This window comes from Sphingobium sp. TCM1, from assembly GCF_001650725.1.
Taxonomy (GTDB): Bacteria; Pseudomonadota; Alphaproteobacteria; order Sphingomonadales; family Sphingomonadaceae; genus Sphingobium.
Map to the genome: position 1 here is coordinate 56,888 of NZ_LXVX01000023.1, position 26,186 is coordinate 83,073.

28 protein-coding genes are annotated in these 26,186 nt (G+C 66.1%); 21 read left to right on the forward strand and 7 right to left on the reverse strand.

Features of this window, described 5'->3' with window-relative positions; genetic code table 11:
• Window positions 1-69 precede the first annotated feature (69 nt).
• From A7Q26_RS15885 to A7Q26_RS15915, 7 genes are all read right to left on the reverse strand, one after another.
• The gene (locus tag A7Q26_RS15885) at window positions 70-1,365 is read right to left on the reverse strand and encodes a hypothetical protein (RefSeq protein WP_013039108.1); all 1,296 of its coding nucleotides are present in this window, start codon (window positions 1,363-1,365) and stop codon (window positions 70-72) included.
• A 248-nt stretch (window positions 1,366-1,613) separates the two neighbouring features.
• Complete coding sequence (locus A7Q26_RS15890) at window positions 1,614-2,018, reverse strand: copper-binding protein (protein ID WP_007406376.1); 405 nt, start codon at window positions 2,016-2,018, stop codon at window positions 1,614-1,616.
• Complete coding sequence (locus A7Q26_RS15895; RefSeq protein ID WP_066861558.1) at window positions 2,015-5,158, reverse strand: efflux RND transporter permease subunit; 3,144 nt, start codon at window positions 5,156-5,158, stop codon at window positions 2,015-2,017. Before A7Q26_RS15895 ends, A7Q26_RS15890 begins: the two co-directional genes overlap by 4 nt.
• Window positions 5,155-6,645 carry an efflux RND transporter periplasmic adaptor subunit gene (locus A7Q26_RS15900; RefSeq protein WP_007406384.1) on the reverse strand — a complete coding sequence of 497 codons (1,491 nt, stop codon included), beginning with the start codon at window positions 6,643-6,645 and terminating at the stop codon, window positions 5,155-5,157. The genes A7Q26_RS15895 and A7Q26_RS15900 overlap by 4 nt, the downstream gene beginning before the upstream one ends.
• Window positions 6,642-7,904, reverse strand: a complete 1,263-nt coding sequence (locus A7Q26_RS15905) for a TolC family protein (RefSeq protein WP_066861561.1) — start codon at window positions 7,902-7,904, stop codon at window positions 6,642-6,644. Before A7Q26_RS15905 ends, A7Q26_RS15900 begins: the two co-directional genes overlap by 4 nt.
• 63 nt (window positions 7,905-7,967) lie before the next feature.
• Window positions 7,968-8,225 (reverse strand): hypothetical protein, encoded by a 258-nt coding sequence (locus tag A7Q26_RS15910; RefSeq protein WP_007683334.1) that lies wholly within the window; start codon window positions 8,223-8,225, stop codon window positions 7,968-7,970.
• A 77-nt stretch (window positions 8,226-8,302) separates the two neighbouring features.
• Window positions 8,303-8,665, reverse strand: coding sequence for a hypothetical protein (locus A7Q26_RS15915; RefSeq protein ID WP_007406428.1), 363 nt, complete (start codon window positions 8,663-8,665; stop codon window positions 8,303-8,305).
• A gap of 261 nt (window positions 8,666-8,926) precedes the next feature.
• Between A7Q26_RS15915 and A7Q26_RS15920 the strand changes: the two genes are divergently transcribed.
• The 21 genes from A7Q26_RS15920 to hutC all read left to right on the forward strand — a co-directional run bounded on the left by A7Q26_RS15920 (window position 8,927) and on the right by hutC (window position 26,185).
• A complete protein-coding gene (locus A7Q26_RS15920) occupies window positions 8,927-9,265 on the forward strand; it encodes a hypothetical protein (protein ID WP_007406371.1) in 339 nt (112 codons plus the stop codon).
• Window positions 9,266-9,407: 142 nt separating this feature from the next.
• Window positions 9,408-9,887 carry a heavy metal-responsive transcriptional regulator gene (locus A7Q26_RS15925; protein WP_007406417.1) on the forward strand — a complete coding sequence of 160 codons (480 nt, stop codon included), beginning with the start codon at window positions 9,408-9,410 and terminating at the stop codon, window positions 9,885-9,887.
• Window positions 9,884-10,105, forward strand: a complete 222-nt coding sequence (locus A7Q26_RS15930; RefSeq protein WP_007406426.1) for a hypothetical protein — start codon at window positions 9,884-9,886, stop codon at window positions 10,103-10,105. The genes A7Q26_RS15925 and A7Q26_RS15930 overlap by 4 nt, the downstream gene beginning before the upstream one ends.
• Before the next feature lie 59 nt (window positions 10,106-10,164).
• Complete coding sequence (locus A7Q26_RS15935) at window positions 10,165-10,485, forward strand: hypothetical protein (RefSeq protein WP_007406382.1); 321 nt, start codon at window positions 10,165-10,167, stop codon at window positions 10,483-10,485.
• A 23-nt stretch (window positions 10,486-10,508) separates the two neighbouring features.
• Window positions 10,509-12,419, forward strand: a complete 1,911-nt coding sequence (locus A7Q26_RS15940) for a 2Fe-2S iron-sulfur cluster-binding protein (RefSeq protein WP_030089529.1) — start codon at window positions 10,509-10,511, stop codon at window positions 12,417-12,419.
• Window positions 12,419-13,147, forward strand: coding sequence for a hypothetical protein (locus A7Q26_RS15945; protein WP_007406424.1), 729 nt, complete (start codon window positions 12,419-12,421; stop codon window positions 13,145-13,147). Before A7Q26_RS15940 ends, A7Q26_RS15945 begins: the two co-directional genes overlap by 1 nt.
• Window positions 13,144-13,866, forward strand: coding sequence for a hypothetical protein (locus A7Q26_RS15950; RefSeq protein WP_007406380.1), 723 nt, complete (start codon window positions 13,144-13,146; stop codon window positions 13,864-13,866). The genes A7Q26_RS15945 and A7Q26_RS15950 overlap by 4 nt, the downstream gene beginning before the upstream one ends.
• Window positions 13,853-14,296, forward strand: a complete 444-nt coding sequence (locus A7Q26_RS15955; protein WP_007406411.1) for a DUF1622 domain-containing protein — start codon at window positions 13,853-13,855, stop codon at window positions 14,294-14,296. The genes A7Q26_RS15950 and A7Q26_RS15955 overlap by 14 nt, the downstream gene beginning before the upstream one ends.
• Window positions 14,297-14,310: 14 nt before the next feature.
• Window positions 14,311-14,751, forward strand: coding sequence for a four-helix bundle copper-binding protein (locus tag A7Q26_RS15960; protein ID WP_015449267.1), 441 nt, complete (start codon window positions 14,311-14,313; stop codon window positions 14,749-14,751).
• Window positions 14,752-15,005: 254 nt separating this feature from the next.
• Complete coding sequence (locus A7Q26_RS26335) at window positions 15,006-15,398, forward strand: hypothetical protein (protein WP_232318550.1); 393 nt, start codon at window positions 15,006-15,008, stop codon at window positions 15,396-15,398.
• A gap of 135 nt (window positions 15,399-15,533) precedes the next feature.
• Window positions 15,534-16,307 (forward strand): hypothetical protein, encoded by a 774-nt coding sequence (locus tag A7Q26_RS26340; protein ID WP_020818755.1) that lies wholly within the window; start codon window positions 15,534-15,536, stop codon window positions 16,305-16,307.
• Between the two features lie 228 nt (window positions 16,308-16,535).
• Window positions 16,536-16,826, forward strand: a complete 291-nt coding sequence (locus tag A7Q26_RS15970; protein WP_007406388.1) for a hypothetical protein — start codon at window positions 16,536-16,538, stop codon at window positions 16,824-16,826.
• A 318-nt stretch (window positions 16,827-17,144) separates the two neighbouring features.
• Window positions 17,145-17,546, forward strand: a complete 402-nt coding sequence (locus tag A7Q26_RS25655) for a hypothetical protein (RefSeq protein ID WP_015449265.1) — start codon at window positions 17,145-17,147, stop codon at window positions 17,544-17,546.
• A gap of 147 nt (window positions 17,547-17,693) precedes the next feature.
• Complete coding sequence (locus A7Q26_RS15980) at window positions 17,694-18,023, forward strand: hypothetical protein (RefSeq protein WP_004212674.1); 330 nt, start codon at window positions 17,694-17,696, stop codon at window positions 18,021-18,023.
• Between the two features lie 252 nt (window positions 18,024-18,275).
• The gene (locus tag A7Q26_RS15985; RefSeq protein WP_066861563.1) at window positions 18,276-19,796 is read left to right on the forward strand and encodes an aldehyde dehydrogenase family protein; all 1,521 of its coding nucleotides are present in this window, start codon (window positions 18,276-18,278) and stop codon (window positions 19,794-19,796) included.
• Between the two features lie 26 nt (window positions 19,797-19,822).
• Window positions 19,823-20,848 (forward strand): alcohol dehydrogenase AdhP, encoded by a 1,026-nt coding sequence (gene adhP, locus A7Q26_RS15990; protein WP_007683342.1) that lies wholly within the window; start codon window positions 19,823-19,825, stop codon window positions 20,846-20,848.
• Between the two features lie 25 nt (window positions 20,849-20,873).
• Window positions 20,874-22,580, forward strand: coding sequence for a copper resistance system multicopper oxidase (locus A7Q26_RS15995; protein WP_066861566.1), 1,707 nt, complete (start codon window positions 20,874-20,876; stop codon window positions 22,578-22,580).
• Window positions 22,577-23,563 (forward strand): copper resistance protein B, encoded by a 987-nt coding sequence (locus A7Q26_RS16000; RefSeq protein WP_198162960.1) that lies wholly within the window; start codon window positions 22,577-22,579, stop codon window positions 23,561-23,563. Before A7Q26_RS15995 ends, A7Q26_RS16000 begins: the two co-directional genes overlap by 4 nt.
• Window positions 23,557-24,798, forward strand: a complete 1,242-nt coding sequence (locus tag A7Q26_RS16005; protein ID WP_066861569.1) for an MFS transporter — start codon at window positions 23,557-23,559, stop codon at window positions 24,796-24,798. Before A7Q26_RS16000 ends, A7Q26_RS16005 begins: the two co-directional genes overlap by 7 nt.
• Before the next feature lie 68 nt (window positions 24,799-24,866).
• Complete coding sequence (locus A7Q26_RS16010) at window positions 24,867-25,304, forward strand: DUF411 domain-containing protein (RefSeq protein ID WP_004213035.1); 438 nt, start codon at window positions 24,867-24,869, stop codon at window positions 25,302-25,304.
• 140 nt (window positions 25,305-25,444) lie between these two features.
• Window positions 25,445-26,185, forward strand: a complete 741-nt coding sequence (gene hutC, locus A7Q26_RS16015) for a histidine utilization repressor (protein WP_004213136.1) — start codon at window positions 25,445-25,447, stop codon at window positions 26,183-26,185.
• Window position 26,186: the final 1 nt, after the last annotated feature.

Genomic DNA, 26,186 nt, shown 5'->3' on the forward strand with positions numbered 1-26,186 from the left:
CATCGGACCGGCATGAGCTTATGGAGCTGGCCGGTGGCCCTTGCCAGCAGCGGCACAATGGTCCGTGTTTCAGGGAAGGGGGCTTGAGATCGCCTTGATGGCCTTCAATCCCGTTCCAAAACGAGCGATCGCGTCCCTGTTTCTCTCCAGCTCGCCATAGGGCAGATAGGCGAAGTCGAGATCGGCAATACGGCTGAAAGCCGGGCGACGGAGTTGCGCGCGAACGTCCTGCTCGCGCGCATTCGGTGCGACCAGGAATAGCCCGGCGGCAGCGTGCAGATCGCTCCCCGACAGCGCCAGATCGAGCATGCGCACGATCCCCGAGTAGATCGAGGTCGAATGTTCAACCTCGAACGCGGCGGCGACGCCGTCGCCACCCTTCGCCAGCCACAACACGTCGATGAGGCGGATCGAGTCCGCTCCGGGAGAGGTCGCAATGGCGTCTGGAAGGCGCTCGAGGCATCCCTGTCCAAGCGGGCAGCCAGCGTGAAGTCGACCGCGGTCATTGGCGGCGATCCACACATCGTAACCGAGGGCATGGCCGAGGTCGCGCAGCCAGGCCTGGATTTCGGCGTGCGTGCGATCGGTTTCGCCCTGCGCGGCGGCTGTCTTGTCGAGCCGGCTTGCCTCCGCTCTGGCATGTTCCAATCTGCCGAGCCAGTCGTCGGCCGCCGTTGCGTCATCCTCCAGCGGTGGCGCGGGATAGCGGCCCGAGCCAATGTCGAACAACAGTCCGCCGATCGCGCCGAGATCGTTGGAGAGCAACTCGCGGTAACGGTCGTTGAGGTCGAGGATGCCGGCGCGCATGGCGAGAAAATGATCCCATGACCCGAGCTTCACCTTGGCGCCGGTGACGGCATTGTAGCCCTTGACGATCGCGGTATTGAAGGGCGGCACCAGCGTCGGGTGAAGGAAATAGAGCAGGTTGGCCGCCGCCGGCCCCAGCCCCTTGATCTTGAGCGCGTCTATGCTGCGGATGTGGCTGATGATCTCCTCGGCGGTATCGCAGCACGAGCAATTGTCGAGCAGGCGACCGAACGCCCGCTGGTTGTCCGGGCTTTCGTAGATGTCTGGAATGCGCAGCTTGGGCTTCCACAGCCAGGCATGGTCGGCGCCCTTGAAGATCTGCCGCTGTTCGGCGATCGAGTGGACAACCGTTTCCAGTGACGAGCCGCGATAGGCGACGCCGAACCGCCCACTTTCGATTTCTGCGACCACCTGCTGCAGCCCGCGACGGATGGAGCGGAAGTTTTTCAGCCGTTCGTCCCACAGAAACCAGGAGCGATAGGTGGCGCCGGGATCGTCTCGCCAACGACGGACAAGCTCGCTCACGAGATCATGATGTGTCGCGGGTAACAAGGTCATACTGGCTGGGTCATCTAAACTGGGCTCCTTGCCGTTCAGGCTATCGCGAGCAAGGGCGGCTTGCACGTTCAATGTGCGATCCGCGAAGCGTGCTCAAATTGTCGGTGATCGCGCAGGGAAACGCCGCTGGCATTGGGCGTTGCCGGTCGCAACCGTCGACCGGGCGCACAGCCAGGCAGACGGCCGGCACGGGCGTCGCCGCCCGGGAGCGGCGACGCAACCAGCTTTTTCCGGTCGAACTTAGCGGATCACTGCTTTGCGATCGCGGTGACCTCGCCATCGCTGCCCTTGAGCGAGAGGTCGAAATCGACCTTGTCGCCGACCTTGACCGCATCGGTGATCGACGGCGCGGCCTTGAACGCCATCGTCATCGCGGGCCACTTGGCCTCCGGGATCGGACCATGATCGAGCGTGATCGTGCCTGCCGCCTTGTCGATCGCGGTGACGGTGCCATGGCCCTTGGCCTTGATCGCGGCGTTCGCGTCAGGCGCCATCGACATGTTGCCCATGTCGCCGCTCATGGTCGCGGCGGGCGCCGCCTCGTTGGTCTCAGTCGCAACGGGGGCCTCCGCCTTCTTGCCGCACGCGGCAGTCAGGGCGGCGAGGCCGAGGGCAATGGTCAGTCGTGCATGGTTCATCGTCTTCTCCTTCATGATGAAACGGGTTGAGGGATGGGATCGGTCTTGGGCCGGCGCAACAGCAGGTAGGCGGCGGGCAGGACGAACATTGAGAGCAAGGGCGCGGTCAGCATGCCGCCGATCATCGGCGCGGCAATCCGGCTCATGACCTCCGAACCCGCGCCTGATCCCAGCAGGATCGGCAGCAGGCCGGCCAGGATCACCGCCACCGTCATCGCCTTGGGACGGACGCGCAGCAGCGCGCCTTCGCGCACGGCGGCCTCGACCTCGGCAGCGTCCGGATGTGCGCCGCGCTCGGCCAGCGCGTTCTTGAGATAGATCAGCATCACCACCCCGAACTCGGCGGAGACGCCGGCGAGCGCGATGAACCCGACCCCGGTGGCGATCGACTGGTTGAACCCCAGCAGATAAAGCGTCCAGATGCCGCCGGTCAGCGCAAACGGCAGCGTCCCCATGATCAGCGCCGCCTCGTCGAAGCGGCCGAAGATGAGGTAGAGCAGCACGAAGATGATCAGCAGCGTCGCGGGCACGACCAGCTTCAAGCGGTCGACCGCGCGCTCGAGATATTCGAACTGGCCAGAGTAAGCGATGCTGACCCCAGGCGAGAGCCTGACCTGTTTCGCCACCGCACGCTGCAGATCGCCGACCACCGAGGCAAGATCGCGCCCGCGCACATCGACGTAGACCCAGGTCGAAGGCCGGGCATTCTCGGTCTTGAGCATCGGCGGTCCCTCGGCGATCGAGACGTTTGCCACGGTGCCCAAGGTGATCTGCTGGCCCGCGGGCGTCAGGATCGGTAGCGCCCGCAGCCTTTCGAGGCTGTCGCGCAATTCGCGCGGATAGCGCACGCTGATCGGATAGCGGGCGAGGCCCTCGACCGTCTCGCCGATCGTCTCGCCGCCGATCGCGCCGGAGACGAGGGCCTGGACGTCGGCGATGTTGAGCCCGAACCGCGCGGCGGCGGCGCGGTCTATGTCGACATCGACATAGCGTCCGCCGGTCAGCCGCTCGGCGAGCGCCGAGCTGACGCCGGGCACGCTCCTGGCCACGGTCTCGACATCATGCGCGATGCGGTCGAGCTCGGCGAGGTCACTGCCCGACACCTTGACCCCGATCGGGCTCTTGATGCCCGTCGCGAGCATGTCGATGCGGTTGCGGATCGGCGGCACCCAGATATTGGCGAGACCCGGAAGCTTCACCCGGCGATCGAGCTCGTCGACAAGGCGTTCGGGCGTCATGCCCGACCGCCACTGGTCGCGGGGCTTGAATTGGATCGTCGTCTCGAACATTTCGAGCGGCGCGGGATCGGTCGCGGTCTCGGCGCGGCCGGCCTTGCCGAACACGCTTTCGACTTCGGGCACGGTCTTGATCAGGCGGTCGGTCTGCTGGAGCAGCTCACTCGCCTTGGCGGCCGAGAGGCCCGGCAGCGCCGAGGGCATGTAGAGCAGGTCGCCCTCGTCGAGATTGGGCATGAACTCGCCGCCGAGCCGGCTGAGCGGCCAGGCCGTGGTGGCGAACACCAGAGCCGCGATCAGCAGCACTGCCTTGGGCCGCTTCATCGTCCAGTCGATCGCGGGCCGGTAGATATTGGTGAGCCAGCGATTGACCGGATTGGCCTGCTCGGCCGGAATGCGGCCCCGGATCAGCCAGCCCATCAGGATCGGCACCAGGGTCACCGACAGGATCGCGGCCGCGCCCATCGCATAGGTCTTGGTGAAGGCGAGCGGCGCGAACAGCCGGCCTTCCTGCGCCTCCAGGGTGAAGACCGGAATGAACGACAGCGTGATGATCAGCAGGCTGAAGAACAGCGCCGGCCCGACCTCGGCCGCCGCCTCGGTGACGACGATCCAGCGCATCTCGCCATCGAGATGTCTGTCCGGGTGATCCTGCTCCCAGCGTTCGATCCTCTTGTGGGCGTTCTCGATCATGACGACCGCCGCATCCACCATCGCGCCGATGGCGATGGCGATGCCGCCCAGCGACATGATGTTGGCGTTCACCCCCTGGAACCGCATTACGACGAACGCGGCCAGCACACCGAGCGGCAAGGTCAGGATCGCGACCAGCGCCGAGCGGACGTGCCAGAGGAACAGGGCGCAGACCAATGCGACGACGATGAACTCCTCGACCAGCTTGCGGGTGAGGTTCTCGACCGCGCGATCGATCAGCTGCGAGCGGTCATAGACCGTGACCACCTCGACGCCCGGCGGCAGGCTTTTCCTGAGATCGGCGAGCTTGTCCTTGACCGCCGCGATGGTCTCACGGGCGTTCTTGCCTGACCGAAGAATAACGACGCCGCCGGCGACCTCGCCTTCGCCGTTCAGTTCGGCGATGCCGCGCCGCATCTCGGGGCCGACCTGGATCGTGGCGACATCGCCGAGCCGGACGGGCACGCCGCCCGCCGCAGTCTTGAGCGGGATTGCCCGGAAATCGTCGAGCGTTTTCAGATAGCCCGAGGCGCGGACCATATATTCGGCCTCGGCCATTTCCAGCACCGAGCCGCCGGCTTCCTGATTGGCTTGGCTGATCGCCTGCACTGCCTGGGCGTGGGTTACGCCGTAGGCCGCGAGCTTCACCGGATCGAGCAGCACCTGGTACTGCTTGACCATGCCGCCGATGCTGGCGACTTCGGCCACGCCGGTCACGGTCTTCAGCTCGTAGCGCAGGAACCAGTCCTGCAACCCGCGAAGCTGCGAGAGATCGTGCCGGCCGGTGCGGTCGACCAGCGCATATTCATAGACCCAGCCGACCCCGGTCGCGTCCGGCCCGAGCGCGCTGCGGGCGCTGGCCGGCAACCGACCCTGGACCTGGTTGAGATATTCGAGCACGCGGCTGCGCGCCCAGTAGAGATCGGTGCCGTCCTCGAAGATCACATAGACGAAGCTGTCGCCGAAGAAGCTATAGCCGCGCACCGTCTTGGCGCCGGGCACCGACAGCATGGTGGTGGTGAGCGGATAGGTGATCTGGTTCTCGACGATCTGCGGCGCCTGACCCGGATAGGAAGTGCGGATCACGACCTGCACGTCGGAAAGATCGGGCAGCGCGTCGATCGGGGTCGAGCGCACCGCCCACAGGCCCGCGCCGACCAGCGCGAGCATGCCGAGCACGACGAAGAAGCGGTTCCTCACCGACCAGCGGATGAGATGGGCGATCACTGGCCCGCCACCTTCGCCATATGCCGCAGCGTCGGTCCCGCCGGGGGCCGGTCGAACCCGAACCGGACCCGGTCACCCGCCTTGAAGCCGCGCGCGATGCCCGGATTGGCGAGCGCGAAGGTCATCGTCATCGCCGGCCAGTCGAGCGCGGGAACGGGCTCGTGGCTGAGCGTCACCGAATTGGCCGTGATCCGCTCGATCTTGCCGGTCGTCTCGTACAGCGTGGCTTTCGACGCCGGCGCGGCGATGGTCGCCGATGCCGCACCGCCGCCGATCGGCCGCGCCTCGATTCCCGACAGGCTCGCCTCGGAATCGATCAGGAACTGCCCCGAGACGACGACGTTCTCGCCGGGCGACAGGCCGGCAAGGATCTCGGTCTCGCCGCCTGCCTCGCGGCCGATGCGGACCTCGGCGGGATGATAGCGCCCGTCGCCTGCGGCCAGCATGACGAGCGTGCGCCTGCCCGTGCGGATCACCGCTTCGCTCGGCACCAGCAGCGCCGGCTTGGCATCGCCGCCAAGCGCGACGCTGGCGAACATGCCCGGCCGCAACCGGCCGTCCCGGTTGGGCAGCTCGATCCGCACGGTGAGCGTGCGGCTGTCGGCCTGCGTGGTCGGCAGGATCGCGATCACCCGGCCGGCGAAGCGCTCGCCGGGGAAGCCCGCCAGCGTGGTGCTGGCATTCTGGCCGACCCGGACATCGCCCGCGCGCGCTTCGGGCACCGCGGCATTGAGCCAGACGGTGCCGAGCCCGCTTACCTGGGCGAGCGTCTGGCCCATGGCGAGCGTCACGCCGGCACGGGCGTCGAGCGTCTGGATCGTGCCCGAGATCGGCGTCGTGATCGTCACCACGCCGTTCGGGCGTCCGCTCCGCTCGACGCTGGCGATGAGGCCGTCGGACATGCCCATCAGCCGCAGTCGCTGGCGCGCGGCCGCGGTGAGGTCGGGCTTGCCGAGCCGCCTGACGCTCAGATATTCGGTCTGCGCGCCGCCCCATTCGGGCAGGAGCAGGTCCGCGATCGGCGCGCCGGCGCGGACCACGTCCCCGGGCGCTCGCGCATAGACGCGGCTCACGAACCCGCCCGAACGCGCCTGGATGACGGCGACGTCGCGCTGGTTGAAGTCGATCGTGCCGGTGACCTCGAGGGCCGAGGCAAGGCTGCCCATCTTCGCCGCGACGACCCGCAATCCCAGGCTCTGCCGCGCGGCGGGATCGACGGCGACCGTGGGGGCCGCGCCGGCGCTTCCTCCGTCCGCGTATCGCGGCACGAGCTGCATATCCATGAAGGGCGACTTGCCGGGCTTGTCGAACTTCTGGTTGGGGAACATCGGATCGTACCAGTAAAGGACTTTGCCTGCCCCGGCGGGCGTGGTCGCCTCCGATTGCGGTGCCTGGCGATGGCCAGCCCAATAGCCTGTGCCGCCGGCCAGCAGCGCGACAGCCAGGATCGATGCGCCCCAGCGCAGCGCGGATTTATCGAGCGTCATGGCCGCTCCTCCCCATAGGTGATAGTGATGCGGACCGCGTCGCGCGCGACGTCGGCTTCGCGGTTGAGCGCCTCGACCTCGGCCTCCGCGAGCCGGAGCGTCGTGAGCAGCGCGGCGCCAAGGTCGAGCTTGCCGGCGCCATAGCTGTCGCGGTCGAGCTCGGCGCGGTGCCTGGCGAGTGGCACCAGCGTCTCGCGGGCATTGCGCAACCGGGAGAGATGCATGGCATGGTCTGCGAGATCGGCGTCGAGCTGCGCCACCAGCTCGCGGCGGATCGCCTCGCGGTCGAACCGACCCCCTTGCGCAAGGCTCTCGCTTGCAGCGATCCTGGGGTTCTGGCGCTTGCCGGCGAACAGCGGCAGGTCGATCGACACGCCGACCGAGGCCATGTCGCCGTACATGGGATCGCGCCGGCCATAGGTGACGCCGACCTTCCAGTCGGGGCGCTTGTCGGCGCGCGCGAGACGCACGTCCGCTTCGGCGACTGCGATCCGCGCGTCCTGCGCGCGCAGGGCGGGAAGCGCATCGATCCCGGCCCGCAGCCGGATCGGATCGACATCGAGCATCGGCGGGTCGCCCGTCGCCTGCGGGTCGGGGTCGCCGGTATAGCGCGCGAGCCGGGCCCGCGCCTGCGCCACCACCGCAGCCATCTCGGCGCGGCGATCGGCGATGGCGGCGCGGAGCTGGTCGGGCTCGAGCGCCTGGCTCGGGCGCGCGCTGCCCGACGCCAGGCGTGCGGTCACGGTCTTCTGCAGGTCGTCGAGGCTGGCATCGAGCAGGTCGAGCTGCCGGAGCCGGCGTTCTCCATAATAGAGATCGACCCAGGCGAGGGCGGTCTCGAGCCGCACGTTGCGGCCTTCGACCAGCTCGCCCGCCTCGGCGATACCGATATCGGCCGCGGCGCGCGCGGCGCGTGCATGGCGCTTGGCGAGATTGGGGAAGGTCTGGCTGAACCCGATCGTCGCCATAGTGAAATCGTCGCGCGTGAAGCTGCCGGCATTGGGGCCGCTCACCGGGAAGTTCTGCAGGCCCAGGTCGAGCGTCGGATCGGGCAGGCGATCGGCCGCGACCGCCGAAGAGCGGGCGCCGGCTGTCGCCGCCGCGCGCGCCTTGAGGCTTGGCGCGTTGGCGGCAGCGAGCCTCACTGCCTGCTCGTAGGTGAGCGGGCCGGCCGACACCGGCACGGCCCAGGCGCTCGCAAGCGTCGCACCGATAGAGAGCAACAGGCGTCGCACAGCGCGCCTCGGCATCATGATCATGGATATCATCCCCTCATGACAGAGGCGGCGCGCCAAGATGTGACGCGCCGCTCCGGAGCGGGTTTAGCCCTTGTCCGACCTGACTGCGCCGCGCATGCAGTCGGCGGCGCTTGCCTGCATCATCGCGCAATCGCAGCTGGCCATGTCCCGGCTGTCGGGCACCCATATGCGGACACGCGCAGGGCCAGTCGCCCGCGGACCATATTGCGGCGCCGACCGCCATTCCCAATGGCCTTGCGGCGTGCGGCTCGCGTCGGTTGCAAGCGCAGGCGCGGCGAGACTGAGGGCCGCCACAAGGGCGGCCGGAAGCAGTTTGATCATCACGAAAACCTTTGACTGAAAAGAAGGAAACCGGGCGCGCACGCATCGATCGATGCGCGCAGCCCGTGCTCGTTCAATCAGGCAAGGCTGGTGGGAGGATCCGGCTCGGGCGCAACCGCCTTGCCGGTCAATATCGTGTCGGTCGTCCAGAAGCTGGGCGCGTCGTAGAGACGCGCAGGCGCAACGCCGCCTGCCAGGTCCGCTGCGACCAGCGGGATCACGCACCCCATCGCGGCGATGCAATCGAGCGTCAGGCCCTTGCAGGGCTTTTCGCTGGGCGCAGGCTGCTGCTTGGCCATCATCGCCATGCAGTCCGCATCCATGCCCTTGGCCAGCGGCGCGCCTGCCGCCTGCGGCACGCTGTGCGCGGCCGCCATCTGGGCTCCGAAGAGACCGGACAGCGCTCCGATGACGAGCAGGAGGGCGAGCAGGCGTTTCACGGGCCTCGATATCTAGCGGGTTTCGCGGGCGCAGCCAACCAAAGTCTCGCGCCGCGCGGATTTTGAAGTGCTGACGGCTGATTCCGTCAACTCCGCGTCAATAAAGATCCGGCCCGGGGAAGAAGATCGGCTGCGGCCTCTACGTATATCGAGGCTGGACCCGGGACCGTAGTCCCAAGCCTGAAGAGACGCTCTTCCCCTCGGCAAAGTCCGGGCGGTGGCTTACCATCCAAGGAGGTGAATATGGTCAGAAAAACTCTCATGGTCGCGCTTGCCGGCATTTCGATGCTTGCTGCCGTCCCCGCTATGGCCCAGGGCATCGGGCACAGCCTGTTCATGCGCGGCTCGATCGTCGACACGGGCAGCAACGGCACGGTCGTCTGCATCGGCAAGGCCGATGGCGCCGAGGTCGGCCAGAAGCTCGAGGTCTATCGCGTCGTGACCCATCCGGGTCCGTCCAAGGGCGTGGCGCCGACCTATCACCGCCAGCTCGTCGGCCATGTGACGATCGACCATATCTTTGACGATCACTTCGCGCACGTGTCCGTCGCCGACGGCACGCCTGCCAGGCACGACATCGTCGAGCTTCGCAAGAACTGACAAGCCGGTGGCCCGGCGGCACGGGCTGCCCTGCGACGCGTCGGGGCAGCCCGTGCCGCCGGCGACGAGGAGACCGTTCGGGGTCAAAGCGAAACCGCTTGACCCTGGACCATGGTCCAACCGGCATGATCGAGCGGATGACATGGGCAATTTCAAGATCGGCGAACTGGCCGCGGCCGCAGGCGTGGGGCGGGATACGATCCGCTATTATGAGCGGATGGGCCTGCTGCGCGAGCCCGCGCGCACGGCAGCGGGCTACAGGCTCTACGACGCGACCGACCTCGAGCGCGTCAATTTCATCCGCTCGGCGCAGGAGCTTGGTTTCACACTCGAACAGGCCCGGCAGCTGCTGGCGCTCAGGGCGTCGGACACCGCGCATGCCCAGGCCGTGCTCGATATCACGCTTGCCAAGATCGCGGACGCCGAAGCCCGGCTCGAGCGCCTGTCGGATATCCGCGACATGCTGCGGATGCTCGCCGACGAATGCCCGGGCGAAGTGCCGGTCTCCGATTGCCCGATCCTCGCCTTCCTGACGGCGCGGCGGAAAGACCAGCAGCATAACAAGAAACATCAGGCAGCGCAGGACGAACGATCACCACGAGCGAAAGGGGTTTTGTCATGAAGAAAATGCGTTTGATCGCCGTCCTCACGCCGGCGCTGCTTCTAGGCGCCTGTGTGACCACGCGGCCGACCTCGGCGCAGGTCGAGAGTTGCCGGGCGATGGAGGGCAATATGGGTCTCCAGACGCCGCATGATCATGGCGAGATGAAGGGGCAGGGGCGCAACCCGATGAACCTCTCGCACGACCGGTGTCTCCGGATTCTGCGCAGCGCGCAATGAGCCGGTCCGGACGCCAGGGATGGCGCCCGGACACAGTTTTCAAGCCAAGGAGCAAAGCCATGATCGACCATGCGAAGAAAGCCCTTCCACTTGTCGGCGGAAGCCTGTTGCTGGCGCTCGCGCTTTCGGGCTGCGACCGCCAGGCCGACCAGACGGTGCCGCCCGCGGCGAACAGCGTCGCCGCCACCCCGGTCCTGACCGACAGCGGCAACGCTGCAGACGCGGCGCCGATGGACGCGATGAGCAACCAGGCCGAGATGGAGCGGCATCACCGTCAGGCGATGGACCATGACGCGATGCGCGCCGGGGCCGGCAACCAGACCGCGCCGGCACCCGATCCCGCGCCGGGCAATGCGGCGATGCCGATGAAGGATATGTAGGCTCGCACACTAAGGGGATGAGGATGTCCAGGCGGATCAGCCTTCGACGCTTGAGCCTCGGCTGCGCAATCGCTCTCAGCCTGTCCGCGAGCGCGGGCGCGCAGGAGGGCGAGGATCATGCCGCGCATCATGGCGCAGGCATGCCGGCCGGCGGGGGCATGTCCGCACCGGCAGAGCCGGGGTCGTCGGACATGGCGAAGATGATGAACCCCATGATGGATCGCATGATCAATGGGGAAGGGGAGAATGAGCACGGCCACGAATCGCGCCGGACCGGCTTCATCTCGCAGCTGCTCGCCTTTCCCGCGCTTGACGAAGCGGCAAGGCAGCGGGTCGCTGCGCAGGCCGGCGAACGGGTAAGCACGGGTCTGGCGATGATCAACGCCGCCTCGGCCGACGGCGCGCGTGCGACCACGGTCTCGGCCCGGCTCGATGCGGCGCGGCGCCTGCGCGAGGGAACCGACCTGTTCCGCTCCGGCACCGCCGCGCAGGGCGCGATCGGGGGCTTGCAGCCGCCCCGGGAGGTCGGGCTTGCCTGGCTGCGCGATCAGCTCGACATCGACCAGGCCGCGCCCGGCCATGCCGATCACTGGTTCGGCATCTCGCCCTCGCACCTCCTTCTCATGCTGTTCCTGGGGCTGGTGAGCGCCACGCTTATCGCGCTGCAGATCTTCCGCCTGCGGCGGATCGGGGCGATCGCCGGCGGTGTCGCCACCGCCAAGGTTCCAGCAAAGCCGGAGCCGAAGGCTGCCCCTCCCGCTACCAGGGTTGCGCCCGCGCCTGCACCCGTTGCCGACAGCGCCGGGCTCGCGCCGAGCAATGCGGCCGCACCCGCTGGGGCGTCGCTGCGCAAGCCCAAAAGCTGGGCGGGGCAGCTGCGCGTGGTCCAGATCGTGCGAGAGACGCCGAGCGTGCTGACCTTCCGGCTCGCGGACCCGACCGCCGACCGGCTGCCGTTCGACTTCCTGCCGGGCCAGTTCCTGCAGGTCGAGGTAGAGCCCGAAGCGGGCAAGACCGCGCGCCGTTCCTACACGATCGCCTCTTCGCCGACCCAGCGGGCCTATGTCGAACTGACGGTCAAGCGCGAGGAGCAGGGCGTGGTCTCGCGATACCTGCACGACAAGGTCGTCGCCGACGATCTGCTGAAGGTCAGCGGACCGTTCGGCGCCTTCACCTTCACGGGAACGGATGCCCAGAGCATCGTGCTGATCGCGGGCGGGGTCGGCATCACCCCGATGATGTCGGTGCTGCGCTATCTCACCGACACCGCGTGGAAGGGTGATATCTTCTTCTTCTACGGCGCACGGTCGACCGAGGAATTCGTGTTCCGCGACGAGCTCGAGCGGCTCGAACGCCGTTTTCCCAACCTCCATGTCGTCGCCGCGATGCAGCGCGCGCCCGGCACCGTCTGGATGGGCCCCGAAGGGCCGATCACGCGCGAGATGATCCTGGCCGCGGTGCCGGAGATCGCGAGCCGGCGCATCCATATGTGCGGCCCGCCGGCGATGATGGGCGCGATGCGCGGCGTGCTGGCGGAACTCGGCGTCCCCGAAGCGCAGCTGCACACCGAGGCGTTCGGTCCGGCCTCGCTGCCGGCCGACCACGAGGATCTCGAGGTCAAGCCCGCGCCCCCGCCAGCGGATAAGCCGGCCCCGAGCGCCGAGGTGGCGCCGAGCACGGTGACCTTCTCCGTGTCGGGGGTGTCGGCGGCCTTGCCCGCGGACGAGACCGTGCTGGAGGCGGCCGAGGGCGCGGGCGTCGAGATCCCCTATGCATGCCGTGCGGGCACATGCGGCGCCTGCGTGGTCAAGCTGCTGCAGGGCGAAGTGACGATGGAGGTCGAATCCGGCCTTGCGCCCGCCGACAAGGCGCAAGGCTATGTGCTCGCGTGCCAGGCGAAGGGGACGGGCACGCCGCTCGTGGTCGAAGCCTGATGCGCGAACGCAGCGACATTGCCGTGGGCCTGCTGGTCGCGTTCCTGCTGCTGTTCCCGTTCGGCTATCTCGTGCATGTGTCGCCCCGCTTTCCGGGTAGCCTGGCCGGCGGGATCATCGGGATCGCAGCGCTCGTGCTGATGCTGCTGACGCTTCCTTATGTCGCGGCCAAGCACATCGCCTGGGTCGACAAGGCGCTCTCCCGGGTCGTCAGCAAGCCAACCCTGCTCGCCATCCACATCTATGCCGGCGTGCTGGCGCCGATCCTGGGTCTGGTCCACGCCGCGCACAAGCTCGAAAGCCCGGTCGGCCTGCTTCTGACCGTCCTCCTGCTGATGACGGTCATCACCGGCTTCATCGGCCGCTACCTGCTTGCCCAGCTTGGTCGGGCGCTGCGCGGACGCAGGTCAGAACTGGCCTCGCTTCGCGCCGCCTTCCTCGAGGAGCCGGCGGCGCCGACGCAGGCCGATACCGCAGCCCCGCCGCTGTCGGGCTGGAAGCGCTATCTGTTCGTCGCCGGGGATGCGTCCGCGGGCCAGCGCCCCCAGGACAAGGCGGGGATCGCCGCAGCGCTGGCCGATACCGAATTCGCGATCCGTGCCGAAGAGGCAACCAACACCCTGTTCGCGCGGTGGCGGTTCCTGCACATCCTGCTGGGCTGTCTCATCTTCGCGCTGCTCGCGCTCCACGTCGGCGCGGCGATCTATTACGGGCTGCGCTGGCTATGAGCTGGCAGCGTCTTTCCTACGCCGTCTTCATCGCAGCCCTGCTGGTGATGGTCGCCGCGGTCGCGATCCGGATGCGATCGGACGCGCCGAGGGATGCCGGCCTGGTGGCGCAGCTCGTCTCGCCCGGCCCGCTCTCGAGCGCGCACCAGTCCTTTGCCGGCCAATGCACGGCCTGCCACACGCCGGGCAAGGGCGTCGAAACCCGGACCTGTCTCACCTGCCATGCGGGCACCGATTTCGGGACGAAGCAGTCGACGCAGTTCCACGCGAAAGCGACGCAGTGCACCTCCTGCCACGTCGAACATGAGGGAGAGCGCGGCATCATCCGCATGGATCACGCCGCGTTGCTCGACATGGCGAAGTGGCGGCAGCCTTTGGCGGGCATGTCGACAAACACTCGAAGCCTGACCCCCGAGACCGCGCTCAATTGCGCGAGCTGCCATGCGTTCCGCGATCCGCACCAGGGCCTGTTCGGCACCGACTGCGCGAGCTGCCACAAGACCGACAGCTGGAAGATCGCCAATTACCGCCATCCATCGGTCAATTCGACGCAGTGCGCCGAGTGCCACAAGGCGCCGCCGAGTCACTTCATGGAGCATTTCAGCATGGTCTCGCAGCGCGCAGCCGGATCGAAGGCGCGCGTCGACCAATGCTATGCCTGTCACGCCACCGACAGCTTCAACAATATCCGCAAGCGAGGCTGGTATGATCACCATTGAGGCCGACTGGCTGAGCGCCTTCTTCCGGCTCGCGGTGATCGGCCTGGAACTGGCGGGCACGCTGACCATCCTGGTCGGCGCGGGGCTCGCAACCTTTCTGTTTGCGCGGCGGGCGAGGGCGGGCGACCGAACCGAGGCCTATAGCGCGTTCCGCTCGGCGCTCGGCCGCAGCATCCTGCTCGGCCTGGAATTTCTGGTCGCCGGCGACATCGTCAAGTCGCTGGTGATCAACCCAACGCTCGACGATCTCATCGTTCTGGCCGGGCTGGTGCTGGTGCGGACCTTCCTGAGCATCTCGCTCGGGGTCGAGATCAACGGCCACTGGCCCTGGGAGGAAACCCGGATGGCGCGGGAGAAGGCGCGTGCGGCGTCGGATGGGTCGCCTGCGACGGCTGAGGCCGCCGGATGCGGCACAGCGCTCAAGGGATAGCAGATGGGAGGTGCATGATGATCGAGAGACGCGAATTGCTGATGGCCGGCGCCGGCCTTGCCGCCGCCGGAACGCTGGCTGTGCCGGCGGCGGCGCAGCAGCATCGAATGGAAGGGATGGCGATGTCGATGACGGACTGCATCGACGATTGCGTGGCTTCGCACCGCATGTGCCTGGAAACCGCCGCTTGGCTGACGAAGCAAGGCGGCGCGTCAGCTACGGCGTCGCTGATCGCCATGCTGAACGACTGTGCGGAACTGTGCCAGGCGACCGCCAACTCGATGCTGCGGGAATCTGCCCTGCACCGCATCGTCTGCCGCGCCTGCGCCGACGCTTGCGAGCGCTGCGCCGAGGAATGCGGACGCCATAGCGCGGACCAGCGGATCGCGCGTTGCTCGGCCACCTGCAAGAAATGCGCGGCGAGCTGCCGAACGATGGCGGACATGTCGAGCTGAGCGGCGCGCTTCGCACGTGCCCCACATAGTCACGTTCAGGCCAGAGCCCCCGGTCACAGCTTGTGTGTCCGACAACTACGCCAGGACAGCGATCATGGCACGTGGCACAAAGTCCGAGTATCCGGCAACGGCGGAAATCATCGCACCCGCCATCGCCGGAGCCTTCCGTGCCGCCACCCGATAGTCGGGTAATGCCGAGCACCATCTTTACGATTGCGTGAACGCTCCACGGTCGATCTGTATTGGAGAAGTCAGTGTCAACCGCCGAATTTGTCAACCGGCTACCCGAATTGCTCCGCCCCAATCCAGCAAGGGTAGTGATCAGACCCTATATGCCGTCGACGGAAACCTATAAATATGCGGTACCGGATCAGCCACGTGCGCAGCGCATCGCCGACCGCGTCCTGGCGCTCGACCCAGCATCGCTCCACGATGAGTTGCAACGCATTCTTGATGATTTCTCGGGAAGGCATCGTGAGGTTCCGTCCCTGTTTTTGCGGCGGTTCCACGAGGTTGATGGCATCATCGTCTGTGATTGCGAGGTCACCCATGAACAGGCGCTCTTGATCGGTGCCCATTTTTGCAACGAATATTCCTATGAGGCAGCAGCGCTTTTCAATCCGAGCATCGTCCTGCATCCTGATTAGTCTGCTGTACCTGAAAACTCTCTCCGATTCATTCTTTCCCTGCGAGGCGTGGGCGAGGGGCATATCTCCTCCGTCACCTTTCGCACCGGGTTTTGCGCCGCGGACGGAACCATAGCAATCAATCCTCCGAGCCCCATGCCGCTCGTGCTGGAGACTGAAAACATCTCCGGCGAGGACGGGCCGGACGCGGGCATTCGGATCAAGTGCGATGGCAGCCACGATCTCTCGGAGATCGTGATCTTTCCGACAACCCCCAGCCAGCGTGGTGGCATCGAAGACCTTCGCTTGGTCCGCTTCCTGGACGACGATGGCCGAGCCACCTATTTCGGTACATATACGGCATTTAGCGGCCAGTCCGTCCGGCAGGAGTTGTTGTCCACGCCGGACTTCCGGACATTCGAACTCAGACCGCTGCGTGGGGATGCCACCGGTAGCAAGGGCATGGCGCTTTTCCCCCGACGCATTGCCGGGCACTTTGCCATGCTTGGGCGCGAGGATAACGAAAATATCTGGTTCCTGACGTCCGCGGACATTCACGACTGGAGTGGCGGAGCGAAAGCCATCGAACCTCGCTGGCCTTGGGAGTTTGTCCAGATCGGTAATTGCGGATCGCCGATCGAGATCGACGAAGGCTGGCTGGTCGTAACTCATGGAGTCGGCGCCGTTCGGAACTATTGCATCGGGGCGTGCCTGCTGGACCGTGACGATCCCTCGAAGCTGCTGGCGCGGACGAAGCTACCGCTTTTGCGGTCGGACATGGATGAGCGCGAAGGTTATGTGCCAAACGTAGCCTACAGCTGCGGCGCGATGGTACATAATCGGGTGCTGGTACTGCCTTATGCCATTGCTGACAGCTTCACCACTTTTGCCACTATTCCTCTCGAGCGTCTGCTGGCCGCCATGGATTAGTCACTGTTGCCGACCTGTCCTGCTCTCGAGTCCGAACCATAGTTACACATCGGCACAACAACGATGCCAGTGCGATAATTTATGGCCATCTCAGAGACGGACTTCGCACATTACGTATACAGCAAGGCGGAAGGTGACACCATTTCACGGGCAAGCTCCGGAAGGGGCGACAATCGACCGGGCATATGCTCGATCGAACGGGAAACCCAGACTTGAAGGAATGGATACTTGCGCAAGAAGACGGCAATGATCGCTTCGCTCGCAGCTCTCGGCTTCCTCGCCGTCAGTGCCGGACCGGTGCTGGCGGACGGGATGCCGCCGGGCATGCCCGATCTTGAGGAGACCCTCAAGGCCAGGCCGGCGCCTGCCCAGCCCGATCCTGCCCACATGCAGGGCATGGCTCACGGTAAGGAGCAGATGCACGGCCAGATGATGCAGGGCCATCGAATGGCGATGCGGGATTCGCAGGACCAGGACGGCGCCTCCGGCATGTCACACAGGTCGGACGGTGGTTGCTGACCCTGCCATCATTCCATCAGACGACAAGGTTGACGGACAAGATCATGGCCGCTTTCAACCGAAGCCTTGGTCCGCCGTTCCCACGGCGGGCCAATCGCTTTTCTGGCCGGTCTCAGGACGAGAAAACCAGGCCGGGTCACATTTTTGATCGATCCCGGATCATCATTTTACGCGCCTGCTCCAGCAGGCACACGGCCGATCGGATTTCGATTCGTAACTTACGTATACAGACAGCGTCTCGCTAGCAGCATTGAAGCTTCGGAATTGCCGGGATCGGAACGTCGATCGGGCAACAGGAAGAACACTCGGAGACCCTCAATGCGACAGACGACATTTCTCGCGGCGCCCGTCAGCCTCTTCGCGACGCTAACCTTCGCCGCCGGCACCGCTCTCGCCCAGTCGACGCCCGCGCCCGCGCAGGCTGCGCCGGCCCATGCCCACCAGCAGGGCATGGATCATGGCGGGCAGCAGATGCACGATCAGATGATGAAGGATCATCAGGCCGGCGCGCAGAAGCAGCAGGGGCAACCGGCCCAGCAGGATCAACAGGGCATGTCGGGGATGGCCGGCATGTCCGGCGGCTCGCCTGCATCGAACGGCTCGGGCATGGCCGGTAAGGCGAAGAGTGGCTGCTGCAAGATGCCGATGAAGAAGGCCAAGCCGGCGGCGAAGAAGAAGACCGCCAAGCCCATGGCCGACAAGCCGATGAGCGACATGTGAGGTTTCCAGCCCCGAGAACAGACCCCAGGGGCTGAGGGCCCGCCGTTCCCCCGCGGCGGGCCAGTTCTTTGACGATGCCCAGCGTCGCCCCGTGCTCCCAGCTTTCAAAACCGGGTCCGAGCGTCTGACTTGACAGAGGAAACAGCGATGCGAAAACATCTTGGCGTCGGTGCTGCTGTTGGCTTTCTGCTCTTTGGCAGCACGCCGCTCCTCGCACAGGGTATCGGCCATAGCTTGTTCATGCGCGGCAAGATCGTCCGTATGGATGCGGGCGGCACAGTGGCCTGCCTGGGTAAGGCCGATGGCGCGCACATCGGGCAGATACTCGAAGTCTATCACGCAACGCCGCGCCACCGCCGTCTTGTCGGTCATGTCGAAGTCGACCAGATTTTCGACGACCATTATGCTCATTTCCGCGTGAGGGACGGGACGCTTCAGAAAGGCGATTGGGTGAGCCTAAAGCGCGTCCGGGCGTAACGCCAGAATTGGAATGCCAAGCGCCGCCCTCGCCAAAAGAAGACTCGGCCGAGTAACGCCTGTCTCGGCATAATTCCGATCAGGCGTGCGCGAATACGTTCAGGAGTCGATGAATAGTCATCGGCTCTGTTGGCGTGTCTGACCCTCAAGCCCGCGACCCCGATACCAGACTACCTTCTGCGGAACTTACTTATAGGCCACCCGGGCAAAGAGATTACTCCGTCAGGCCATCGATAGAGATGGAGTCAGGTTATGTTCGAGAAGGCGATCGGGACCATTAACGCGGCGGCCTCCTTCCGACACCGCTATGATAATTTCATCGGAGGCCGCTGGAGCGCTCCTGCGGGCGGCGAGTATTTCGCCGACACGAGCCCGATCAATGGCGCCCAGATCGCAGAGTTCGCGCTGTCGACGCCGGAAGATGTCGAGCGCGCGCTCGATGCGGCGCACGCCGCCAAGGATCAATGGGCAAGGATCGCGCCCGCCGAACGCGCCAGGATTCTCAATCGCGTCGCCGACCGGCTCGAAGACAATCTGGAGTTGCTGGCACTTGCCGAGACGATCGACAATGGCAAGCCGATCCGCGAGACGCGCGCTGCCGACGTGCCGCTCGCGATCGACCATTTCCGCTACTTCGCCGGCTGCATCCGGGCGGAGGAAGGCGGCATCTCGACGATCGATGCGGACACCATCGCCTATCATTTCCGCGAGCCGCTCGGCGTCGTCGGCCAGATCATCCCGTGGAACTTCCCGCTGCTGATGGCGGCGTGGAAGATCGCCCCGGCGCTGGCGGCGGGCAACTGCACCGTCATCAAGCCCGCATCCCAGACGCCGCTCACCTTGCTGATGTTCGCCGAGCTCACCGCCGACATCCTGCCGCCCGGCGTGCTCAATGTCGTCACCGGCCCGGGACGGACCGTCGGCCAGGCGATCGCCGCCAATCCGCGCATCGCCAAGGTCTCGTTCACCGGCGAGACCGTCACCGGCAAGCAGATCATGCACGCCGCGGCGGACCATCTGATCCCCCAGACGATGGAGCTTGGCGGCAAGTCGCCCAACATCTTCATGGCGGACGTGCTCGACGAGGACGATGCCTTCTTCGACAAGGCGCTCGAAGGCTTTACTTTGTTCGCCTTCAACAAGGGCGAGGTCTGTACCTGCCCGTCGCGCGCCCTGATCCATGAGTCGATCTTCGACCGCTTCATCGAGCGCGCCGTGGCGCGCGTCGCCGCGATCCGCCAGGGCGATCCGCTCGACCCGTCGGTCCAGGTCGGCGCGCAGGCGTCGGAGGACCAGCTCCACAAGATCCTGGGCTATATCGATATCGGCAAGGCCGAGGGCGCGCAGTGTCTGGTCGGTGGCGCCAGGGCGCTGCCGGGCGGTGCGCTCGACCAGGGCTATTTCGTACAGCCGACCGTGTTCGTGGGTCAGAACCACATGCGCATCTTCCAGGAGGAGATCTTCGGTCCCGTCCTGGCGGTCACCACCTTCAAGACGGTCGAGGAGGCGATCGCACTTGCCAACGACACCGCCTACGGTCTTGGCGCGGGCGTCTGGACCCGGAGCGGCAACACCGCCTACCGTCTGGGCCGCGCGATCGAGGCCGGGCGGGTCTGGACCAACTGCTATCACCAGTACCCCGCCCATGCCGCCTTCGGCGGATACAAGGCGTCGGGCTTCGGGCGTGAAAATCACCGGATGATGCTCGACCATTATCAGCAGACCAAGAACCTGCTCGTCTCCTATGACGAGCACGCGCTCGGCCTGTTCTGACCCCTCGCTCAAAAGGAGAAACGGACATGGCGAAAACCATGAAGGCGGCGGTCGTCCGCGAATTCGGCAAGCCCCTGGTCATCGAGGACGCGCCGATCCCGACGGTCGGCCCCGGGCAGATCCTGGTCAAGATTGCGGCAACCGGCGTGTGCCATACCGACCTGCACGCGGCAGAAGGGGACTGGCCGGTCAAACCCAACCCGCCCTTCATTCCTGGCCATGAAGGCGTCGGGCATGTCGCCGCCGTCGGTGCGGGCGTCACCCATGTGAAGGAAGGCGACCGGGTCGGTGTGCCCTGGCTCTACACCGCCTGCGGGCATTGCGTGCATTGCCTGGGTGGCTGGGAGACGCTTTGCCACGAACAGCAGAACACCGGCTATTCGGTCAATGGCAGCTTTGCCGAATATGTCCTCGCCGATCCCAACTATGTTGGTCACCTTCCCGACAATGTCGACTTCCTCGACATTGCGCCGATCCTCTGCGCGGGCGTCACCGTCTACAAGGGATTGAAGGCCACCGAGGCCCGACCCGGCGAGTGGGTGGTCGTCTCAGGGATCGGCGGGCTCGGCCACATGGCGGTGCAATATGCCCGTGCCATGGGTCTCAATGTGGCCGCGGTCGACATCGACGATAGCAAGCTCGACCTCGCTACACGCCTTGGCGCCACACTGACGGTCAACGCGCACAGCGAGGACCCTTCGGCAGCGCTCAAGAAGGCGATAGGCGGCGCGCACGGAGCGCTCGTCACCGCCGTTTCGCCCAAGGCGTTCCAGCAGGCGCTCGGCATGGTCCGGCGCGGCGGCACGGTCGCGCTCAATGGTCTGCCGCCGGGCGACTTCCCGCTGTCGATCTTCGACACCGTGCTGAACGGCATTACCGTGCGAGGCTCGATCGTCGGCACGCGGCTCGATCTGCTCGAGGCACTGGCGTTCGCCGGCGACGGCAAGGTCAAGGCCACGGTCCATGCAGACAAGCTGGAGAACATCAACGACGTCTTCTCCCGCATGCACCATGGCGACATCGAGGGCCGGATCGTCCTCGACCTCGCCTGAACCCGACTTCGCGAAAGTACAGTTCATGTCTCCCTTACATATCCGGCCGATCGCACGGCGCCGTTTCGTCCAGGGGCTGGCGATCGGCGGCGCGGTTGCCGGCTTCGCCCCGGCGCTTCTCGCGCGATCCGCCCCAGTCTCGCCCGCCGAGCTTAGCGGGACCGAGTTCGACCTCGAGATCGCCGAGCTGCCAGTCAACTTCACCGGCAAACGCCGTATCGCGACCGCCGTGAACGGCAGCGTGCCCGCGCCGGTCCTGCGCCTGCGCGAAGGCGACACGGTCACGCTCCGTGTGCGCAACGGCCTCAAGGAGATGTCGAGCATCCATTGGCACGGCATCATCGTGCCGGCGGAGATGGACGGCGTGCCCGGCATCAGCTTTGCCGGCATCGCGCCGGGCGAGACCTTCACCTATCGCTTCGAGGTCCGCCAGAGCGGAACCTACTGGTATCACGCTCACACGCTCGCCGAGCAGACGGGACTCTATGGAGCGATCATCGTGGAGCCGAAACAGGCGCCGGCGGCGCGGGCGCCCGATCGCGACTATTGCATCGTGCTCAGCGACTGGTCGGACGAGCCGCCGCTGCAGATCTTCCTCAATCTCAAGAAGCAGAGCAGCTACTATAATTTTGCGCAGCCGACCGCCGGCGATTTCCTCAAGGATGTCGGCACCATGGGCTTGGGCAAGGCGCTCGAGCGGCGGCGGATGTGGAACAGCTCGCGGATGAACCCGACCGACTACAGCGATGTCTCTGCCGCGACCTACACCTATCTGATGAACGGCGCGCCGCCCGCCGGCAACTGGACCGGTATCGCCGCGCCCGGCGAGCGCGTGCGCCTGCGCTTCGTCGGCGCGGGGACGGCGACGTTCTTCGACGTGCGGATCCCCGGGGTCGAGCTGACGGTCGTATCGACCGACGGGCAGCCGGTCGAGCCGGTCACGGTCGAGGAATTCCGGATCGGCCCGGGCGAGACCTACGACGTCGAGTTCACCATGCCCGAGGGCGGCGCCCGCACCATCTTCGCGCAGGCGATCGATCGGAGCGGCTATGCGCGTGGCACGATCGCACCGGCCCCGGGCATGGCGGCAGCCGTGCCGCCGCTCGATGCCCGGACCTGGCTCGAGCCGGTCGACATGATGGGCGCGATGGCGACGATGGGCGCAATGGGAGGCGACGCGCATGCCGGGCACGGCATGACCGAGATGCCGGCCAGGGCACGGCACGCCCGCACCGAATATGGCGCCAATACCGACATGCGCGTCGACTATCCGCGCACCAATCTCGACGATCCCGGCGCCGGGCTGCGCGGGCGCGGCTGGCGCGTGCTGACGCTGGCCGATCTGCGCACGCCGGGCGGCGATCCCGACCCGCGCGAGCCCGAGCGCGACATCGAGCTGCATCTGACGGGCAATATGGAACGGTTCATCTGGTCGCTCGACGGCATCAAGCTCAACGATTCCAGGCCGCTTCATTTCAAGCCAAACGAGCGGCTGCGCGTCACCTTCGTCAACGACACGATGATGACGCATCCGATGCATCTGCACGGCATGTGGAGCGATGTCGAAGGCCCGGACGGCGCCTTCCAGGTCCGCAAGCATACGGTCGTGGTCCAGCCCGCCCAGCGGGTGAGCTTCCGCGTCACCGCCGACGCCATGGGCCGATGGGCCTTCCACTGCCATCTGCTCTATCACATGGCGGCCGGCATGTTCCGGGAGGTGGTGGTCGCATGATCCGGATTTTCCCCTCGCGCGGCATCGCTCTTGGCGCTGCCCTCTTCCTGGCGCCGGCGATCACGGCTCCCGCCCTCGCGCAGGAGGCCTCGCCCCCGTCGCCCGCCGCCACCCCTGCCCAAACGGCCACTCCCGCTCAGCACACCCCTTCCGCGCAAGGCTCTCAGGACCATGCGGGCATGGACATGCCGGGCATGGATATGACCGACACGAAGGCGTCCGGTAACGGCGCCACGATGGACATGGGCTCGATGCAGGGCGGCCAGGCCCCGCCGGACGCGCGCAACTCGGACGATTATGCCGACGGCTACCGCAACTCGACGCTGCCGGGCTATGAGATGGCCGACAAGCTCTCAATCCCCAAGATACTTGTCGATGAGCTTGAGTTCACCAGCGGCAACGAGGGTCAGGGCGGGGGCTGGACCGTGCTCGTCACCAAGGGTCAGGACAATGACAAGCTCTGGCTGCGCAGCCAGGGGCTCAAGAACTCCCGCGACCAACGTCTCGATCCGGAGAGCAGCGTCGAGGCGCTGTGGTGGCACAGCAAGAACCCGTTCTGGGGCACGCTGCTCGGGGTCAGGCAGGATCTCGGCAAGGGAGCGACCACCTGGCTGGCCGCCGGCGTCGAGGGACTGGCGCCCTATTGGTTCGACGTCCAGCTCACCGGCTATGTAGGAACCGATGGGCGTCTCGCGGCGCGCGCCAAGGCGTCCTATGAGGTCTTGTTCACCAATCGGTTGATCCTTACGCCGCAGGTGGAGACCAATATCTATTCGAAGCGGTCGAGCGATCGGCAGCTCGGCAGCGGCTTCAGCAATGTCGAGCTGAGCGGACGGTTGCGCTACGAGGTGTCGCGCAAGTTCGCGCCCTATATCGGCTTCGTCTGGGAGCGCGCATTTGACGGCACGGCCGATTTCCGTCGCCTGCGCGGGGAAGGGCCTTCCGAACACAGGCTGGTGATCGGCTTGCGCGCCTGGTGGTGATCCGCGGATGGCCACTCGAGGGGTCGACCGCGAACGCGCCGCGTGACAAGGCTGGATCGCAAGCCAACGGTCGCTGGCCGGCCTCCTTTTTCGTCTTGTTGCTCGCGGCGGCTGCGGCGTCGGCGGGACAGACGGCCATTCTCGCCTTCCTTCCGGCACTGGTCGACCCGGCTCGTGGCGCGCTATCGTCAAGCGCTCATGATTTTCATGTCGCGAGCCTGACCGCGGTCCATCCCCTGGCAGCCTTGCTGGCGGCGCCGCTCTGGGGCTGGATCGCGGACCGGGTCGACTATCGGGCGATGTTGCGCGCAGCGCTGGTCATCCTCGCCCTGGTGACCGCGCCGATCGGCCTCGTCGGGCTGCCTGAGCTTTATGCATTGCGCCTGGTGGCGGGGATGGCGTCGGCCGCCATCATACCGTTGGGCTTGCTCTGCGCGAGCTTTGCCGCAAACGAGCGCGCGGACCAGGCGCGGCGCTTCACCTGGCTGACCGCCTTCTTGTTTCTGGGCGATCTCGCCGGTCCGCTGGTGGCGGAGGTCTCGGCCGCGATCCTGCCCCGCGCTCCCCTCATGATCCTCGCTTTCGGCATCGGTGCCGTCGGGGCGGCGCTTTGCGCCGTGCGTCTGCCGCGCTGGTGTGCACCTTGCATCGATGGCGGAGACCTGCCCGCGCCGAGGCTCGGCGCGACGCTGATCCTGCTTTTCGTCACGATCGTCGCGGGCGGCGGGCTGGCGGCGATGCATGTCAATCTCCTGGTGACGCGGAGCGTCATTTCGCTGAGCCGCGAAGAGATCGCCTGGATGCTCAGTCTCTGCGGATTGGGCATGCTGGCAGCACAGATCTTCCATGCGAGGCTCGATTGGCTGGTGACCATGCCGAGGCGGCTTGCGGGGCTGACGCTCGGCCTGCTGGCTGCGGCGCTCTTCCTGTTCCCTGTCGCCGCGAGCATGGCCGAACTCAGTGGGATCATCGTTGCTGCCGGCTGGAGCTCGGCAACCCTTCGATTGGTCACCAGCTTCTGGATCAGCGGTGCGGCAGCCCCTTCGGGTCTGAAGCTCGGTCTCCAGCATTCCGCCGCCAGCATCGGGCAGGCGCTCGCGCCGCTGGCGATCGCCGTCGTCGCTCCCGGGGCGCAGCACTTAGTCTTGTGGGGGATTGGTGGTCTGTCGCTGGCGCTGCTTGTGTCCTTGCCGCTCGCCTGGAGGCCGCGCGCCATCGTGAAATCTTCAGCGTGATGAGGGGTAGGGGGCATCAATGCGTATAGATCATTAGGAACCCTATCGCATGCTTCCGGGAGCCGTTCATGAAGACCCGTCTTTCTGCCGCCTTGCTGTTCCTCGCCCTGCCCGGCGCAGCGCTTGCGGCGAATGATGTCGTCGTCCACCGGGACCCGGGTTGTGGATGCTGTGAGAAGTGGGCCCAGGCGCTTCGCGCGAAGCTGGGCCGCACGGTCGTCATGCGCGACGATGCGTCGCGCGGGGCGCTTCAGCGGAGGGCCGGCATGCCGGGCACGCTGGCATCCTGCCACAGCGCGATGGTTGATGGCTATCTGATCGAGGGCCATGTCCCGGTCGCCGATATCAAGCGCCTGCTGGCAACCCGTCCCGTAGGCGTCAGAGGCATTGCGGTGGCGGGGATGCCGATCGGCTCGGAGGGCATGGAAGTGGCAGGCGCCGCCCGCCAACCCTATGCGGTGGTGTCGTTCGGCAGTTCGGGCCAGAAGGTCTTCGCGCGGCATTGATCACGCACGCCTCGGCTCTCGCTGGTGATTTCCTGTTTGAATGACTGGGACTTGCTCGCCCCCACCTGTATAGTCATTTGATGCATGCTCCCGCTCGCCCCCATAGCCGCGCATCCGCTCCCCGGACGAAAGCTGCTTCTGTGGGCGAACCCGCGGTCGACGCTGCCGGTGCGGAGAAGCAACCTCGCTATGTGGCGATCAAAGACAGCATTTTCGAGGACATCCGGGAAGGTCGCCTGAAGCCCGGCGACCAGACGCCGTCAGAGGCCGAGCTCGTCGAGACGTTCAAAGTCTCGCGCATGACCGCAAACCGGGCGTTGCGGGAACTGCAATCGGCCGGTGTCGTGGTACGGCGGGCGGGGCGGGGCAGCTTTGTCGCCGAGCCCCGGCCGATCGGGCAGCTGATCGAGATCCGCAACATCGCGGAGGAGGTGCGCGGCAGGGGCCACGCCTATCGCGCGCGCGTCATTTATAATATCGAGATACGGGCTGATGCGGAAAGGGCAGCTCTGCTGGAAGTCGGCTTGGGCACGCGCCTCTTCCATTCGCTTATCGTCCATCACGAGACCGAATTCCCAATTCAGGTCGAGGAGCGCTTTGTGCTGGCATCTGCTGCGCCACGCTACGGAGAGAGGGATTTCAGCGCCTCGACGCCGAATGAATATCTGACACGTGTTGCCCCGCTCGAGCGAGTAGAGCACCGGGTGTGCGCGGCGATGCCGGATACAGCCATGCGAACAATGCTGGGCCTCGCTGAAGGAGAACCAGTGCTAATGATGACGCGCAGAACCTGGAGTCGCGGACGTCTCGTATCGCACGCTTGGCTCACGCACCCGGGCAATCGGTTCGAGCTATCGGCGGCTTTTTCTGTTGGGACCTAGC